A 14,576-nucleotide genomic window follows, 5' to 3' on the forward strand; every position below is an offset into this window, starting at 1 on the left:
AGAAGAAAAGGAAGATGGTTACATTGTTATATCGCATCTATCAATTATGTATTGCGCTACCGGTGATTCTGATAGCTACAATACTAACGGCACTCGTTACCACTATTGGGTGCATTGTGGGCAATGGACATTTCTGGGGATACTATCCCGGAAGATATTGGTCGTGGCTTATCACGAAGATATTGCTGCTTCCGGTGCGCGTAGAGGGGCGTGAGAACTTGGAAAGGGGGCAATCCTATATATTTGTAAGTAATCATCAAGGAGCTTTTGACATCTTTTTGATTTACGGATACTTGCATCGTAACTTCAAATGGATGATGAAACGACAGCTTCGTAAACTTCCTTTTGTTGGTATGGCATGCGCTGCTGCCCATCATATCTTTGTTGATAAGCGAGGGCCAGCTAAGGTAAAAGAGACCTACGAAAAGGCTCGCGAGACATTGAAGGGAGGCATGTCGATGGTGGTATTTCCCGAAGGTGCACGCACGTTTACAGGCCATATGGGGAGTTTTAAGCGTGGTGCTTTCATGCTAGCAGATGAATTACAGTTACCGGTGGTGCCGTTAACCATCAATGGTTCGTTTGATGTGATGCCGCGAACACGCGATATGAAGTGGGTGTTATGGCATCCATTACGCCTCACCATCCATCGTCCCATTATGCCGAAAGGACGCGGTGTGGAACAGGAATGTGCCATGATGGACGAGGCCTATCGTGCGGTGATAGGTGGATTAACGCCTGATTATCAAGGATATGTGGAAAATCCTGACCAATAATACAATCATTTGATGGCTTTTTTGTAACTTTGCAAATACTCAATAGAATAAAAATAAGCATCATGAATAGCAGTGATAGCATCGTCATTATTCCTACTTACAATGAGAAAGAGAATATAGAGAAGATTATCCGTGCCGTTTTCGGCTTGGACAAGTGCTTCCATATACTTGTTATTGATGATGGAAGTCCCGACGGAACAGCCCGGATAGTGCATCAACTCATTGATACAGAGTTCTCCGATAGACTGTTTATCTTGGAGCGTAGTGGCAAGTTAGGTCTTGGTACAGCTTACATCAAGGGTTTTAAATGGGCGTTGGAGCACGATTATGAATACATTTTTGAGATGGATGCCGACTTCAGTCACGATCCCAAAGATCTTCCTCGGCTCTATGCAGCATGCCACGATGAGGGTTATGATGTGGCTATCGGGTCGCGCTATGTGAGTGGTGTGAACGTGGTAAATTGGCCTATTGGTCGTGTGTTGATGAGTTATTTTGCCAGCAAATACGTACGTATCATCACCGGATTTAAGGTGCACGACACTACAGCAGGATTCAAATGCTATCGTCGATGTGTGCTGGAGACCATTCCACTTGATAAGATTCGATTCAAGGGATATGCTTTCCAGATAGAAATGAAATATACGGCATACAAGATAGGCTTTAAGATTAAGGAGGTACCTGTAATCTTTGTGAACCGCCGGGAGGGCGTTAGCAAGATGAACGGAGGTATCTTTGGCGAAGCCTTCTTTGGCGTGATGCGGCTCCGAATGGACGGTATGTTCCGCAAATATCCGCCGTTGCCACGTGCATAAATGGATATACAAGACGTAAGAAAACATTATAGCACCCAGCCACAGGCGGGTGCTATGCTTCAATTACTCGGAGATGGAACGGCAGAACCTATTTCCTTGCAAGGTTTAATGGCTTCTGCTGCCCCCTTGTTCTTTGCTTCTTTAGCCGAGAAATTATCTCATCCGGTGCTTTTTATTATGCAAGATGCCGACGAAGCAGGCTATTTTTATCACGACCTAACGCAGTTGCTGGGCACTGAACAAGTCTTATTTTTCCCTTCTTCCTATCGTCGAGCTGTGAAATATGGGCAGCGTGACGATGCTAATGAGATACTTCGTACCGATGTGTTGGCTCGTTTGAGCAGCAATCCTCACCATCTTTTCATCGTTACTCATCCTGAAGCGCTGAGCGAACTCGTTGTTTCCAAGTCGTTCATGGACGAACGTTTGCTGCGATTATCGGTTGGTCAACGTATTGATATTACCGATGTTGAAGCCACATTAAGGGAATATGGATTCAACGAAGTGGACTATGTGTACGAGCCGGGACAGTTTGCTGTGCGTGGAAGTATATTAGATGTCTACTCCTATTCGTGCGAGATTCCGTTTCGTATCGACTTCTTTGGTGACGAAATAGACTCCATCCGCACTTTTGAAGTGCAAGATCAATTGTCTAAAGATAGACGTGATCAAGTAGAGATAGTGCCTGAATTGGCGATGCAGGCCACCGATAAAATATCCTTCTTGAAGTTCTTACCTGCCCAATCGGTGATTGTCTACAAAGATATTCTGTACATTCACGACACTATAGAACGCATTTATAAAGAGGGATTCTCGTCGCAGGTAATGACCGAACGTATGGAGGGAGCCACAGAAGTGGAGCAACGTGAGATCGTTCGCAGCATGCAACGAGAGCAAAATCTGCTTACGGCTACGGCTTTTAAAGAAGATATATCCGGTTTCAAACGAGTGGAGTTCGGGGCTAATAGCGACTTGGACAAGTCGCATCGTAAAGATGCAAAGCGGTCGTCGGTGCTTCGTTTTGACATTACACCGCAACCGTTGTTCCACAAGAATTTCGATTTGTTGTCGCAGACGCTGGAAGATTATCGTCTCAAATGTTACACCTTATATATATTAGCCGATAGTGAAAAGCAGCAAAAACGCCTGAAAGACATTTTCGGTAGCGAAGAGTTGCAGAAATACGACATTCATTTCGAGCCGGTCAACAAGACACTTCACGAGGGATTTGCCGATAATAACATGCGTGTTTGCTTCTTTACCGACCATCAAATCTTTGACCGTTTCCATAAATACAACCTGAAATCGGATGGTGCGAGAGCCGGAAAGATGGCACTTACCATGAAGGAATTGCAAGAGATGGAGCCGGGAGATTACATCGTTCATGTGGATTTGGGTATCGGAAAGTTTGGCGGTCTGGTGCGTGTTCCGGCCGAGAATTCGTATCAAGAAGTCATTCGTATCATCTATCAGAATAATGATAAGGTGGATGTTTCCATCCATTCGCTCTATAAAATCAGCAAATATCGCCGGCAAGATACAGGCGAACCGCCTCGTCTGAGTACCCTTGGAACGGGTGCTTGGGATCGTTTGAAGGAGAAAACCAAGAAGCGTATCAAGGATATAGCGCGTGATTTGATAAAGCTCTATGCCAAGCGCAGACAGGAAAAAGGCTTCTCGTTCAGTGCCGATTCGTTCATGCAACATGAGTTGGAAGCCAGTTTCCTCTACGAAGATACGCCCGATCAGAATAAGGCTACGGTAGATGTGAAGGCTGATATGGAGAGCAATCGTCCCATGGATAGGCTCGTTTGTGGCGACGTGGGTTTTGGTAAGACCGAAGTGGCGGTACGTGCGGCCTTCAAAGCAGCCGTAGACAATAAGCAGGTGGCTGTACTTGTGCCGACAACGGTGCTTGCTTTCCAGCATTATCAGACTTTCCGCGACCGCCTGAAAGACTTCCCTGTACGTGTAGACTACCTCTCGCGTGCTCGCACAGCTAAGCAAACCAAGGCAGTATTAGAAGATTTAGAGGCCGGGCGTGTGGACATTTTGATAGGTACACACAAGTTGATTAGCAAGTCGGTGAAATGGCACGACCTCGGATTACTGATTATAGACGAGGAGCAGAAATTCGGTGTTTCGACCAAAGAGAAGTTGCGTAAGCTCAAGACTAACGTTGATACGCTCACCATGTCGGCTACTCCTATCCCGCGTACCCTGCAATTCTCACTCATGGGAGCACGCGATATGAGCATCATCCGTACCCCACCACCCAACCGTTATCCCATCCATACTGAGCTATCTACTTATGGTCACGAGGTCATAGCCGATGCTATCAACTTTGAGATGAGTAGGAACGGACAAGTGTATTTCATCAACGACCGTATTTCCAACCTGCCGGAGATAGCTAATCTCATCAAGAAACATGTGCCCGACTGCCGTATTGCCATCGGGCACGGACAGATGAAACCTGAAGAACTGGAGCAAATAGTGATGGGATTCATGAACTATGACTACGATGTTTTGCTCTCTACATCTATTGTAGAGAACGGTATAGACGTTGGGAATGCCAATACCATCATTATCAACGATGCTCATAGGTTCGGATTATCCGACCTCCACCAGATGCGTGGACGTGTTGGACGAAGCAATCGTAAGGCTTTCTGCTATTTGCTTTCGCCTCCCAAGAGTGTGTTAACGCCTGAAGCACGACGTCGACTAGAGGCTTTGGAGAACTTCTCAGAACTGGGTAGTGGTTTCAATTTGGCCATGCAAGATTTGGATATTCGTGGTGCCGGCAATTTATTAGGTGCTGAACAAAGCGGATTCATGGAAGATTTAGGCTACGAAACCTATCAGAAGATATTGAATCAAGCCGTTACCGAACTCAAAAATGAGGAGTTTGGCGACCTCTATGCCGAAGAGATTGCGCGTGGAGAGGAAATATCCGGTGGGGAATTTGTGGAAGATTGTGCTATTGAGAGTGACTTGGAGATGTATTTCCCCGATAATTATGTGCCGGGAAGCAGCGAACGAATGTTGCTCTATCGCGAACTTGATAACATCGAAGATGATGATGCTCTGGAGGTTTACAAGCAGCGATTGGTAGACCGCTTTGGTCCAGTTCCGCCCGAAGGGGAGGAATTGATGCAGGTGGTAGCGCTTCGTCGACTCGGCAAATCGCTTGGTTGCGAGAAGATAATGCTACGTCAAGGTCGTATGAACATGCAATTTGTGAGCAATCCGGAAAGTGTTTATTACAAGAGTTCTACGTTTGGTAAGATACTAGACTACATCGGTTTGCATGCCCGACGCTGTGACTTGAAAGAGATAAAAGGTCGCCGACTTATGCATATCTCGCAGGTTCCTACCGTCGGAGATGCCGTGAAGGTGTTGAGAGAAATAAGGGGAATATAATTTGAAAAAATTATCCTTTTATACCAAAGGTAGATGATTTGGCATATTAATGTGTACTTTTGCCGTAGTAAAAAGGAAGTATGACGAAACTATATTTGGTGCGCCATGGTGAGACGGTGGACAATGTGGCGCAGATTTTACAAGGACAAGGTCACGGACAACTGAATGAACGCGGACTGGAACAGGCTCGTGAGGTGCGCGATAAAATGGTTGGTGAACAAATAGACGTATTTGTTGCCAGCGATTTGAGGCGTGCTATAGATACTTGTCGCATCATAGCCGAGCCGCACGGATTGCCGATTGAGACGACGGTTTTATTGCGCGAGCGCGATTGGGGGAGTTTTACCGGTCGGTTTATTCCAACATTAAAAGATGTGGAATGGCCCGACGATATAGAGACTTTGGAGCAGATGAAATCGCGTGCCCAGAACTTTATCACTTATTTAAAGTTCACTTATCCTGATAAGACAGTCTTGGCCGTAGGACACGGATTGATTAACAAGGCTATCCAAAGTGTATATTTTCATCGTCCCATGAATGAAATTCAGAAGATGGGAAATGCCGAAGTGCGCGTCTTAGTATTGTAATAGGTTTCGATACATTACTCATAAATAGATTGAGGGCCTCTTGCTGCACAGCAAGAAGCCCTCTTTTTTACTCTCTAATTTTTATTCCTGAATTCTTTTTACTTAAAAAGTCACTCTATTGAGCATATAGTTATGTCTGAATTCTCTTATTGATTATTTGTGTCCGAAATGTCCACCGCCACCGAAGTTGCCGAATGAACGGCTGGGGGCTGATTGTCCTGCAGAACCGGAACGTGGACTAAACATGCGACTAGGAGCACTGGAGCTGCTGTTGAAATTGTTGCGCATGCTGCCAAAACCACCTTGACGTACCGTCGTACGAGTGCTACTTTCAGGGCGACTCATCTCATTGCGACCGCCAAAAGAGCGTGTCGGATCTTGTTGCATTCTATTTCGGCTTCCGAAAGAGCGTGTTGGTCTAGACTGCATATCGCTACGGCTACCAAAAGAGCGATTTCCATTTTGCTGCATATCACCACGTTCTATGTTTGAACTGTTAAAGATGCTGCGTTCACCATTGTTCATCCGCGAGCGGTCTGTGTCCATCCGGCGCTGTCCATAGTTATAGTTGCGGTCGCCATAGCTACGTCCTCCAAAACTGCGGTTGCCGAAATTGTGGCTACGACCGAAGTCTCCACCGTTGAAACCATCGCGCATTCCGAATCTTCTAGAACTTGGGCCGCCCCATGTACGTTCTCTGTACCATGACCGACCGCCATTCATTCGCCAGCTGTGTCCGCCACGATAGACGGTATAGAAAGTTGGCCGACCGAAGTAGAAGTAGTCACGTCGCGGGTAGCGAGCGTAGACTCCGAAGTGCCAATAGCCTCCATCCCAGTAGAGCGGACGGTAGAAATAGTTAGCTGCACAATAAGCTTGATATTGCCAATCGAGCAAAATGTAGCTTAAATCCAGATTACGCTGAGTCCAATAACTTCCATAAAGGCTGTTATAGTCGGTTACTCCTAGCAGGTAGTCAAGATTTATTTCATAGGCAGCTTCGTACTGCTCATCGGTCAGATTAAGCTCATATGCCATCTTGTCTGTCAGGAAAAGCGCCTGTTCGCGAGCTTGCTGATAGCTCATTGCGTTGACAGAAACTGCTGTAGTCAGCAGAACTACAAGGGCTAATATCAACTTTTTCATAATCTTATCTCTTTAATTGTTCTATTCGTTTATTTATCTGATGCAAAGAAACGAAGAATATACGAGGATGAAAAAGGTTTTTCCCTATGTGGTAGGGGATTTTCCCTAAAGGTGAATATGTATATATAATAAAGGTATATATCAACCGGCTTATAAAAAGAAGCTCCCTCCGACTCCCCCATAAGGGGGAGAGTGATAGTTTAAAGTTGGTACATAGACGAATAAAGAAGTGATGGTAGAGACGGAAAGTTTTCCGTCTCACAAGGTAAAAGGTAAGAGGTGGAGGTGTAATACAGAAGCATTTCTGTCCAAAGGACAGCCCATTCATAGCCGTAAGTCTTTTAGGCTTACGGCAAAAAAAGCAACTATAACCGAGCCTGAAAGGCTCCCCCTTTCCGTGTAATATCTATCATTAAAGGGGGATATGGGCAGTCTTGTCAGACTTCATATAATAGATAGAATCATAAGGGGGAGTCTTTCAGGCTTGAGCAAGGGCTTTTCAGTATTGCTGAGAGGGCCAGTCAGCAATGCTGCGAGAACGGTTCAGTATTGTTGCGAAGCCGGGGCAGCAAGTTGAGGGTGAGAACTTGAAATAGGAAGCAGGGCTGTATAGATTAACATACCGGACGGTATCGAAGTTAAAAGAAACTTCTAAAAGATATCATGATTGTTTTGTCGATGAAACAAAAAGGTGCTATTTCTGTGCTATACACGAAACAATAATGCAATTATGGTAGATAAAAATATTCAGAAATCAATTATTGGTGATTTCTTTAGATAGCATTCTGTCTTAATAATAAGCCCTTTACAGCATACGCTGTAAAGGGCTTATTATTGATTATAGAAATGTGGTTAGAAGTCCTTATCCCTAAAGGTGGAGGTGGGAAGAAGGCTGGAATTCACTAGATTTGCCCTTGTATAAGGTTGCCAACCATAGCGTACATTCACAGGTTTGACTACTTGTTGACTCCAAACCTTTACTTGATTACCTTCGATTTTGGCTTGTGCAGGATGGTATAAACCGTCTTCTCCGGCAATTTCAAAGCTGCGAATAGCTTTACCATCCGATGTTCTGAGACCATCGGCAAAGTCGAATGACACGTAAGCGGCACCATCGTGATAGTCCACATGATTCATGAATGGACCTGAAGGGACAAGCCGATGCCCGTAAGTCTTGGCCAAAGCCCAACGAGCCAAACGTTGTCCGATGGCCATTTTATGTTTAGGGTGTACGTCGAGCGAGTCGCCTATGTCGCTGCTGACAGCCATTCCCGTGTTGGGAATCGTTCGCAGTTGTCGGCGTTGTACATCGCGGAACCATGGCCAACTAGGTCTGTCCAAACTTGATAACTGCACATAATAGAAAGGAAGATTGGCGTTCCAATAGCTTCGCCAACTGCCTACCATGAGCTTAAAGAGGCTGTCGTAGGCTTCCATATTGTGTGCATTAGACTCTCCTTGATACCATGCCACGCCTCGGATGGTGTAGTGGGCGAGTGGTTCGATGCCGGCTTCGAAGAGATAACAGGGCTGATAAGGGTGTCGTTGCAGTGGGTTGGTCTTCAAGTTGATATTTTTCGACATGCGTTCACGTACCCATGGTTGGATGAAATCGTTTTTAGTAGGCTCTCTTAGAATGTCGGGAAAGTCGTTTTCAAGTGTCTGTCGGGGTATCCAAGACTCTGTCGGGGAACCGCCGATGGCGTTACAGATTACTCCGATGGTCACTCCAAGAGTGTCGGCCAGTGTTCGTGCAAAGGCCAAACCAATGGCAGAGAAAGCCGGGGCTGTGTTTTCGTTGCAGGCTTGCCAACCTTTATCGGTGTAATATTGCAGTCGGTTGACTGAGTCGAGAGCCGATATGGACCACTCGGAATTTGTCGTTGCCCATTTCTCTGTCATGTTAAATAGTCGTATATCAGGTTTTTGACTACTATAGTGGAGCATGTCTTGTTTCTCATCTGGAGCTAGTTGGGCGGTACGGAAAGCCATGTTTGATTGTCCGGAGCACAACCATACTTCACCGATGGCTACATCGTTGAATTGCAGTTTCTCTTTCTTTGTCTTGATGGTGAGTGTCAAATTCTTTGCAGCCTGCATGGGTAGGAGAGTGGTACTCCAATGTCCTTCTGCATTAGAAAGGGTGTGAATGGTCTGTTTTCCCAACTCTATGGTCACCTCGTCATGACTGTTTGCCGTTCCTTCCATGTGGATGGGAACGGAGCGTTGGAGCACCATTCCGTCGGTATAAAGGCGTGAAACGTGTAGCCCACCCATGTCTCCGGTGAGGGCGCTATATACTTTTCGGGCTATCAATCCAGCTCCTTCGGCGTTGGGATGAAGTCCGTCTGGAAATACATCAGGCCGATTGTAAAGTGCTTCGTGCAGGTCAATGAGTCCTACATTGGTTGTCCGTGCAATGCGTTCTATTCTCTGTTGTATCTGATGATGCCAGTCGCGAGTACCCGATTTGAATCGACGATGGCGGTCTGAGATGGGTGTTAGTCGACAAATCCATACTTTACATTTTGGATTAGCCACCTTAAATGAGTCGATAAGTGCACGGTAATCCTTGATAAAATCGTCCGAATAATTAGGCCATGCACGCGGGTCGGTATCGTTTACTCCTAAATGTATGATGACTCTATCGGCCTTAAAGTCGAGCGCTTGTCGGTATTCCGGTTGCGCAGTATAGGGTCGATAGGCTCTATTGATGAGTGTTGCACCCGACCGTCCGAAGTTCCTAACCTCGTAATCTTTTCCTAGCAACGCCTGAAGTTGCACCGGATAGCTCGTATGTTCACGGTCTTTGAGGCCGGCACCGTACGTGATGCTATTGCCCACACATGCCACCTTGATGGGGCGACGAGCGTCTATGCGTAGTAAAAAACTGATGAGTAAAATCAATATGAGCAGTGTTTTCTCTTTCATGCTGTAAGAGGTTAAGTTGGAAAAGAAGTATAACGAAAACTCCCTAATACCTGTTTGGTGAGATATTAGGGAGCATATAGGGATATAGAATTAAATCTTTACGTTGGGAACGTTGACTAGGTTGCTCTTAATCTCAGCGTCGGAAACACTGTAATTGTGCAAGTCTCCGTTGATATAAGAGTCGTAAGCAGTCATATCAATAAGCCCATGACCGGACAAACAGAATAGGATGTTTTCTTGTTTTCCGGCTTCCTTAGCTCGTAGAGCCTCTCGGATGGTAGCGGCAATAGCATGACAACTCTCCGGTGCGGGGATGATACCTTCGGTTCGAGCGAACAACATACCGGATTCAAAGCTTTCCAATTGGGGGATATCTACGCCGTGCATATAGTTGTCACGAATCAATTGACTGATGATCATACCGGCTCCATGGTAGCGTAAACCACCTGCATGGATGTTCGCGGGTTTGAAGTCGTGCCCCAAAGTGTACATAGGTAACAGTGGAGTATAGCCAGCTTCGTCTCCGAAATCGTATTCAAACTTACCGCGAGTTAGCTTCGGACAGCTCTCCGGTTCGGCTGCGATAAACTCTGTTTTCTTGCCATTGAGGATGTTATGACGCATGAATGGGAAAGCAAGACCGCCGAAATTGCTACCTCCACCGAAGCATGCAATCACTTTATCGGGGTATTCTCCAGCCATTTCCATCTGCTTTTCAGCCTCTAGGCCTATGACAGTTTGATGTAAAGCAACGTGGTTGAGCACCGAGCCCAGCGTATATTTGCAATGCGGAGTAGTCGTTGCCAACTCAATAGCCTCGGATATGGCAGTACCCAATGAGCCGAGATGGTTAGGTTCGCGAGTGATAATGTCCTTTCCGGCACGGGTAGACATGGAGGGAGAGCCCTCTACTGTGGCACCGAAGGTACGCATGATGCTAGAGCGATAAGGCTTCTGTTGCATGCTAATCTTTACTTGATAGACAGCTGCACTCAGCCCGTAAATGCTCGCGGCATACGACAATGCGGCACCCCATTGGCCTGCTCCGGTCTCTGTAGTGACGTTGGTGTCGCCCTCTTGCTTACAGTAATAGCACTGAGGAATGGCAGAATTAATCTTGTGAGAGCCTAGTGGGTTGGTACTTTCGTTTTTAAAATAGATATGAGCAGGGGTATCTAGCGCCTCTTCCAAGGCATAAGCGCGTACCAACGGAGTCGAACGATAGTAGCTATACTTATCGCGTACCTCTTCGGGAATGTCTATCCAAGCATGCGTACAATCCAGTTCTTGCTTGGAACATTCGGCACTAAAGATGTGCGACAAGTCTTCCGCGCTGAGTGGTTCGCGCGTTTTGGGATTCAATGGAGGCAATGGTTTGGTAGGCATATCGGCCTGTATATTGTACCACTGTGTGGGGATTTCCTTCTCTTGAAGGAGGAATTTCTTCTGTTTCATCTCTACCTTGTTTATAAATCATTGCAAATATACTGCTTTTTTGACAGTTAACAAGGCTTTTCTCTGAACTTTTCTATTACAGAAAGAAAGTAAGGATTGTAAGTAAAAAAGTGTGTTTTTAAATGTGCATGGATTTGTCTGCTTATTTAAAACAAGCTATCTTTGCATCCATGATGATACTTTTCACTGTTTTGATATACTTCTGTTGTCTGCTGGTGTTCAGCAGATTGACAGCTCGCAAGTCCACCAATTCCATCTTTTTCAGTGCCGAGCGCAGGTCGCCTTGGTATATGGTGGCATTTGGAATGGTCGGTGCTTCTATTTCGGGAGTGACTTTTGTGTCGGTTCCGGGAATGATGTTGAAGACCGATATGACCTATTTACAGATGTGCGTGGGCTTTATCTTCGGCTATTTAGCAGTGGCTTTCCTGCTTTTGCCAGTGTATTATCAATTGCGAAAGCCCACTATTTATTCGTATTTGCAGCAGCGATTGGGCAATCGGTCTTACCTGACGAGTGCGTCATTCTTCCTCTTGTCGAAAATGACGGGGGCTGCCGTTCGCTTTTATGTAGTTTGTATTATCCTACAACGGTTCGTGCTCGACGACCTCAGAATACCTTTCCCGGTAACCGTAGTCATCATGGTAGGATTGATATGGCTTTATACTCATCGTGGTGGAATCAAAACGTTGGTGTGGACAGACACTTTCCAAACCACTTGTATGTTTGCTGCTTTGCTCCTTATTATATATAATGTGATGGGTGAACTGGGTTTCACGTTACCGCAAGCCGTACATGCCATTGCGACAGATACGCATAGTAGAGTGTTTGTTTTCGATGATTGGGTAAGCCGGCAGAACTTTTGGAAGCAGTTCATGAGTGGTATCTTTGTGGTTATAGTGATGACCGGACTCGATCAAGATATGATGCAGAAGAACCTTACTTGCAAGACTTTGCGCGAAGCACAGAAAGACATGTGTACTTATGGATTGGCTTTTGTACCGGCCAACTTACTCTTTTTGTCTCTTGGTGTCTTGTTGACACAGTTGGCAGCAAAGCAAGGTGTACCCCTCCCGGCGATGGGAGATGAACTCTTACCCATGTTTGCTGCTACCGGACGACTGGGCATTACGGTGACAATCTTGTTTACCATAGGTATTGTGGCAGCCAGTTTTTCGAGTGCGGATAGTGCATTAACGGCTTTGACCACAAGTTTTTGTGTGGATATAAAGAACCGAGCGGAAGACGAACAGTTGCGTCGTCGCACCCATAGGGTGTTGGCATTGGTGTTTGTGGTGTTCATCCTGATATTCCGAGCATTAAACTCTACCAGCGTATTGGATGCCATCTATGTGCTTTGTTCCTATACTTATGGTCCGTTATTAGGGCTGTTTGCCTTCGGATTATTGACTCGTAGACCGACCAATGACCGCTTGGTACCGTATATTGCTGTCTTAGCTCCCTTATTGTGTTTTGTCGTTGATACGCTATGTAGTCGTCTTTTAGGCTATAAGTTCGGCTATGAGTTGCTCATGCTCAATGGTTTTCTTACTTTCGTAGGATTGTGGATAGTGGGGAAAGCAACTTTAATTAGAGTACGCAAATAAGTACACTAAAGTTTGTTTATATTGCTGAAGCGTTTTATCAGGTAATAAGGCGATTATCAAAAAAATAGAAGACTTGTTTATGGAGCTGTCAGAGCATCCGTATACGGGAATGGGGAAGCCAGAGTCTTTGAAATATCTTCCAAATATGTGGTCAAGAAGATTAGATAAGTATACCATTAATGAAGATGTTGTTTCTGTCTATGTAGTCTCAGTGTTGGGACATCATACCGATAAATAAAATGATAGTTAGGAATATGATTATACCATAAGGAGGCGGTGTCAACACCGCCTCCTTATGGTATAGATGAGTCTCTAGCCTTATAAGAGTTCTTCTATTTGCTTTTCAATATTCGAGATTTTCTCTGTAGGTTCAAATCGAGCGACCACCTGTCCCTTTTTATTGATGAGGAATTTGGTGAAGTTCCACTTGATATCAGCTTTTTCTTTGTAGTTTGGATCGGCTTCGCTGAGCATCTTATCGAGGATAGGATAGATGGGGTGAGACTCGTCCCAACCGGCAAATCCCTTTTGTTTTTTCAAGAATTTAAATAAGTCGTCGGCATCGTCACCGTTCACTTTTACCTTCTTAAAACGTGGAAATTCGGTACCATAGGTCAGTTTACAGAAACTGTGAATGCTTTCGTCGGTACCCGGAGCCTGCTGGCCAAACTGGTTACAAGGGAAATCTAAAATCTCAAAACCTTGTGCGTGGAATTTCTCGTAAAGTTTCTCTAGTTCTTCGTATTGGGGGGTAAAACCACATTTAGTAGCTGTGTTGACAATCAGGAGCACTTCGTTAGCATATTCCTTCAGTGACACTGGGCTGCCTTTTCTGTCTTTGACGGAGAATTCGTAAACCGTTTTCATCTTTTTCTTTATCTGTATGTAAGTATAAAATATTTTTCGTTAGCTGCAAAAATACAGAAAAATAGCGATAAGTTGTCATGCAATATGCTAATTAAAGTTATTTCAAGGTAGGGAATTACCATGAAAGAATAGGATAATCCCTACTGCTTTATATGGGAATATACACGACGTCTTGGTAAACTATATCTATCTTTGCAACAGAAATAAGAACAAAGAATTAATACACAAAACGAATATAATTATGGAGAAGATTTCTACACTCATGACGATGATAGCGATGGCTGTTCTGTCATTCTCTTTTGTTTCTTGCGATGAAGATGCAGAGATTGGATATACGCTTGAGGGTACTTGGAAGGGTAATATGTATGTATCGTCTACTTATTCCGGTCGCACTTACGATGCTACCTACTCCGAAATAGACTTTACTTCCGGCATTTGGGTAGACTATTACAGCAATGCTCCGTACGATTATATTGCCAACCACATTACTTGGACGGTAAACAATGGAACGATCTATGTACACTTTGTAGAAGAGAATACGGATATTAGAATCTTTGACTATAGCTTGAGCGACTACTATTTCTCTGGTTCTATCTATTCCGGAAACCAAACTGTAGACTTCCGACTGACGCATACGTCGTCTCCTAATTGGTCGGGCTACTACTATTATGGTTATGATGACTGGTACAATTCTTGGGATTCAGGCTACTATGCTAGAGGATATAACGACGCAATGAGTCGCTCGGTGAAACCTCAAGTAGAAGCTCCGAAACGCGTATTCAGAACGAAATAAGACAGGCGAAAGCGCCATCTGTAAAATAATGAAGCGGATGTACTCACAGAGGTGCATCCGCTTTTGATATGCAGTAACTTATAAACTCAGTGACTAAAAAAACGATCTTGGTTTGCTGCAACGGCTTTTCAGCATTGCTGTATGGATTGTTCAGCGATGCTGCCTCGACTCTGCAACGA

Annotated in this window: 11 protein-coding genes; 7 read left to right on the top strand and 4 right to left on the bottom strand. The window is 45.0% G+C overall.

Annotated elements, in window-relative coordinates; genetic code table 11:
• The first annotated feature begins 14 nt into the window (after window positions 1-14).
• The 4 genes from HMPREF0671_RS04240 to HMPREF0671_RS04255 all read left to right on the top strand — a co-directional run bounded on the left by HMPREF0671_RS04240 (window position 15) and on the right by HMPREF0671_RS04255 (window position 5,598).
• Window positions 15-776, top strand: coding sequence for a 1-acyl-sn-glycerol-3-phosphate acyltransferase (locus tag HMPREF0671_RS04240; RefSeq protein WP_036897027.1), 762 nt, complete (start codon window positions 15-17; stop codon window positions 774-776).
• 62 nt (window positions 777-838) lie between these two features.
• On the top strand, window positions 839-1,591 hold the full coding sequence (locus HMPREF0671_RS04245) for a polyprenol monophosphomannose synthase (RefSeq protein ID WP_036897029.1): 753 nt from the start codon (window positions 839-841) through the stop codon (window positions 1,589-1,591).
• Window positions 1,592-5,011, top strand: coding sequence for a transcription-repair coupling factor (mfd, locus tag HMPREF0671_RS04250; protein WP_036897033.1), 3,420 nt, complete (start codon window positions 1,592-1,594; stop codon window positions 5,009-5,011).
• An 80-nt stretch (window positions 5,012-5,091) separates the two neighbouring features.
• Complete coding sequence (locus HMPREF0671_RS04255) at window positions 5,092-5,598, top strand: histidine phosphatase family protein (protein ID WP_036897036.1); 507 nt, start codon at window positions 5,092-5,094, stop codon at window positions 5,596-5,598.
• A 153-nt stretch (window positions 5,599-5,751) separates the two neighbouring features.
• Here the strand turns inward: HMPREF0671_RS04255 and HMPREF0671_RS04260 are convergent, their stop codons facing one another.
• The 3 genes from HMPREF0671_RS04260 to HMPREF0671_RS04270 all read right to left on the bottom strand — a co-directional run bounded on the left by HMPREF0671_RS04260 (window position 5,752) and on the right by HMPREF0671_RS04270 (window position 11,130).
• Window positions 5,752-6,744 carry a hypothetical protein gene (locus tag HMPREF0671_RS04260; protein WP_036897039.1) on the bottom strand — a complete coding sequence of 331 codons (993 nt, stop codon included), beginning with the start codon at window positions 6,742-6,744 and terminating at the stop codon, window positions 5,752-5,754.
• Between the two features lie 852 nt (window positions 6,745-7,596).
• Complete coding sequence (locus HMPREF0671_RS04265) at window positions 7,597-9,675, bottom strand: GDSL-type esterase/lipase family protein (protein WP_036897042.1); 2,079 nt, start codon at window positions 9,673-9,675, stop codon at window positions 7,597-7,599.
• Window positions 9,676-9,765: 90 nt separating this feature from the next.
• Window positions 9,766-11,130, bottom strand: a complete 1,365-nt coding sequence (locus tag HMPREF0671_RS04270; protein ID WP_036897045.1) for a TrpB-like pyridoxal phosphate-dependent enzyme — start codon at window positions 11,128-11,130, stop codon at window positions 9,766-9,768.
• 170 nt (window positions 11,131-11,300) lie between these two features.
• Here HMPREF0671_RS04270 and HMPREF0671_RS04275 point away from each other — a divergent pair, with 170 nt between their 5' ends.
• On the top strand, window positions 11,301-12,737 hold the full coding sequence (locus HMPREF0671_RS04275) for a sodium:solute symporter (RefSeq protein WP_036897046.1): 1,437 nt from the start codon (window positions 11,301-11,303) through the stop codon (window positions 12,735-12,737).
• Window positions 12,738-12,792: 55 nt separating this feature from the next.
• The gene (locus HMPREF0671_RS11945; protein ID WP_369793921.1) at window positions 12,793-12,975 is read left to right on the top strand and encodes a type II toxin-antitoxin system YoeB family toxin; all 183 of its coding nucleotides are present in this window, start codon (window positions 12,793-12,795) and stop codon (window positions 12,973-12,975) included.
• 80 nt (window positions 12,976-13,055) lie between these two features.
• On the opposite strand, the gene HMPREF0671_RS04280 is transcribed toward HMPREF0671_RS11945, so the two are convergent.
• Complete coding sequence (locus HMPREF0671_RS04280) at window positions 13,056-13,604, bottom strand: glutathione peroxidase (protein WP_036897048.1); 549 nt, start codon at window positions 13,602-13,604, stop codon at window positions 13,056-13,058.
• Window positions 13,605-13,845: 241 nt separating this feature from the next.
• Between HMPREF0671_RS04280 and HMPREF0671_RS04285 the strand changes: the two genes are divergently transcribed.
• Window positions 13,846-14,397 carry a hypothetical protein gene (locus HMPREF0671_RS04285; RefSeq protein WP_036897062.1) on the top strand — a complete coding sequence of 184 codons (552 nt, stop codon included), beginning with the start codon at window positions 13,846-13,848 and terminating at the stop codon, window positions 14,395-14,397.
• Window positions 14,398-14,576 lie beyond the last annotated feature (179 nt).

This window comes from Prevotella sp. S7 MS 2 (assembly GCF_000762865.1).
Classification (GTDB): Bacteria; Bacteroidota; Bacteroidia; order Bacteroidales; family Bacteroidaceae; genus Prevotella.

Bases quoted from the DNA above. Each gene is read 5' to 3' on its own strand.
- HMPREF0671_RS04240 (WP_036897027.1), top strand. From the start codon at position 15: ATGGTTACATTGTTATATCGCATCTATCAATTATGTATTGCGCTACCG.
- HMPREF0671_RS04245 (WP_036897029.1), top strand. From the start codon at position 839: ATGAATAGCAGTGATAGCATCGTCATTATTCCTACTTACAATGAGAAA.
- mfd (WP_036897033.1), top strand. From the start codon at position 1,592: ATGGATATACAAGACGTAAGAAAACATTATAGCACCCAGCCACAGGCG.
- HMPREF0671_RS04255 (WP_036897036.1), top strand. From the start codon at position 5,092: ATGACGAAACTATATTTGGTGCGCCATGGTGAGACGGTGGACAATGTG.
- HMPREF0671_RS04260 (WP_036897039.1), bottom strand. From the start codon at position 6,744: ATGAAAAAGTTGATATTAGCCCTTGTAGTTCTGCTGACTACAGCAGTT.
- HMPREF0671_RS04265 (WP_036897042.1), bottom strand. From the start codon at position 9,675: ATGAAAGAGAAAACACTGCTCATATTGATTTTACTCATCAGTTTTTTA.
- HMPREF0671_RS04270 (WP_036897045.1), bottom strand. From the start codon at position 11,130: ATGAAACAGAAGAAATTCCTCCTTCAAGAGAAGGAAATCCCCACACAG.
- HMPREF0671_RS04275 (WP_036897046.1), top strand. From the start codon at position 11,301: ATGATGATACTTTTCACTGTTTTGATATACTTCTGTTGTCTGCTGGTG.
- HMPREF0671_RS04280 (WP_036897048.1), bottom strand. From the start codon at position 13,604: ATGAAAACGGTTTACGAATTCTCCGTCAAAGACAGAAAAGGCAGCCCA.
- HMPREF0671_RS04285 (WP_036897062.1), top strand. From the start codon at position 13,846: ATGGAGAAGATTTCTACACTCATGACGATGATAGCGATGGCTGTTCTG.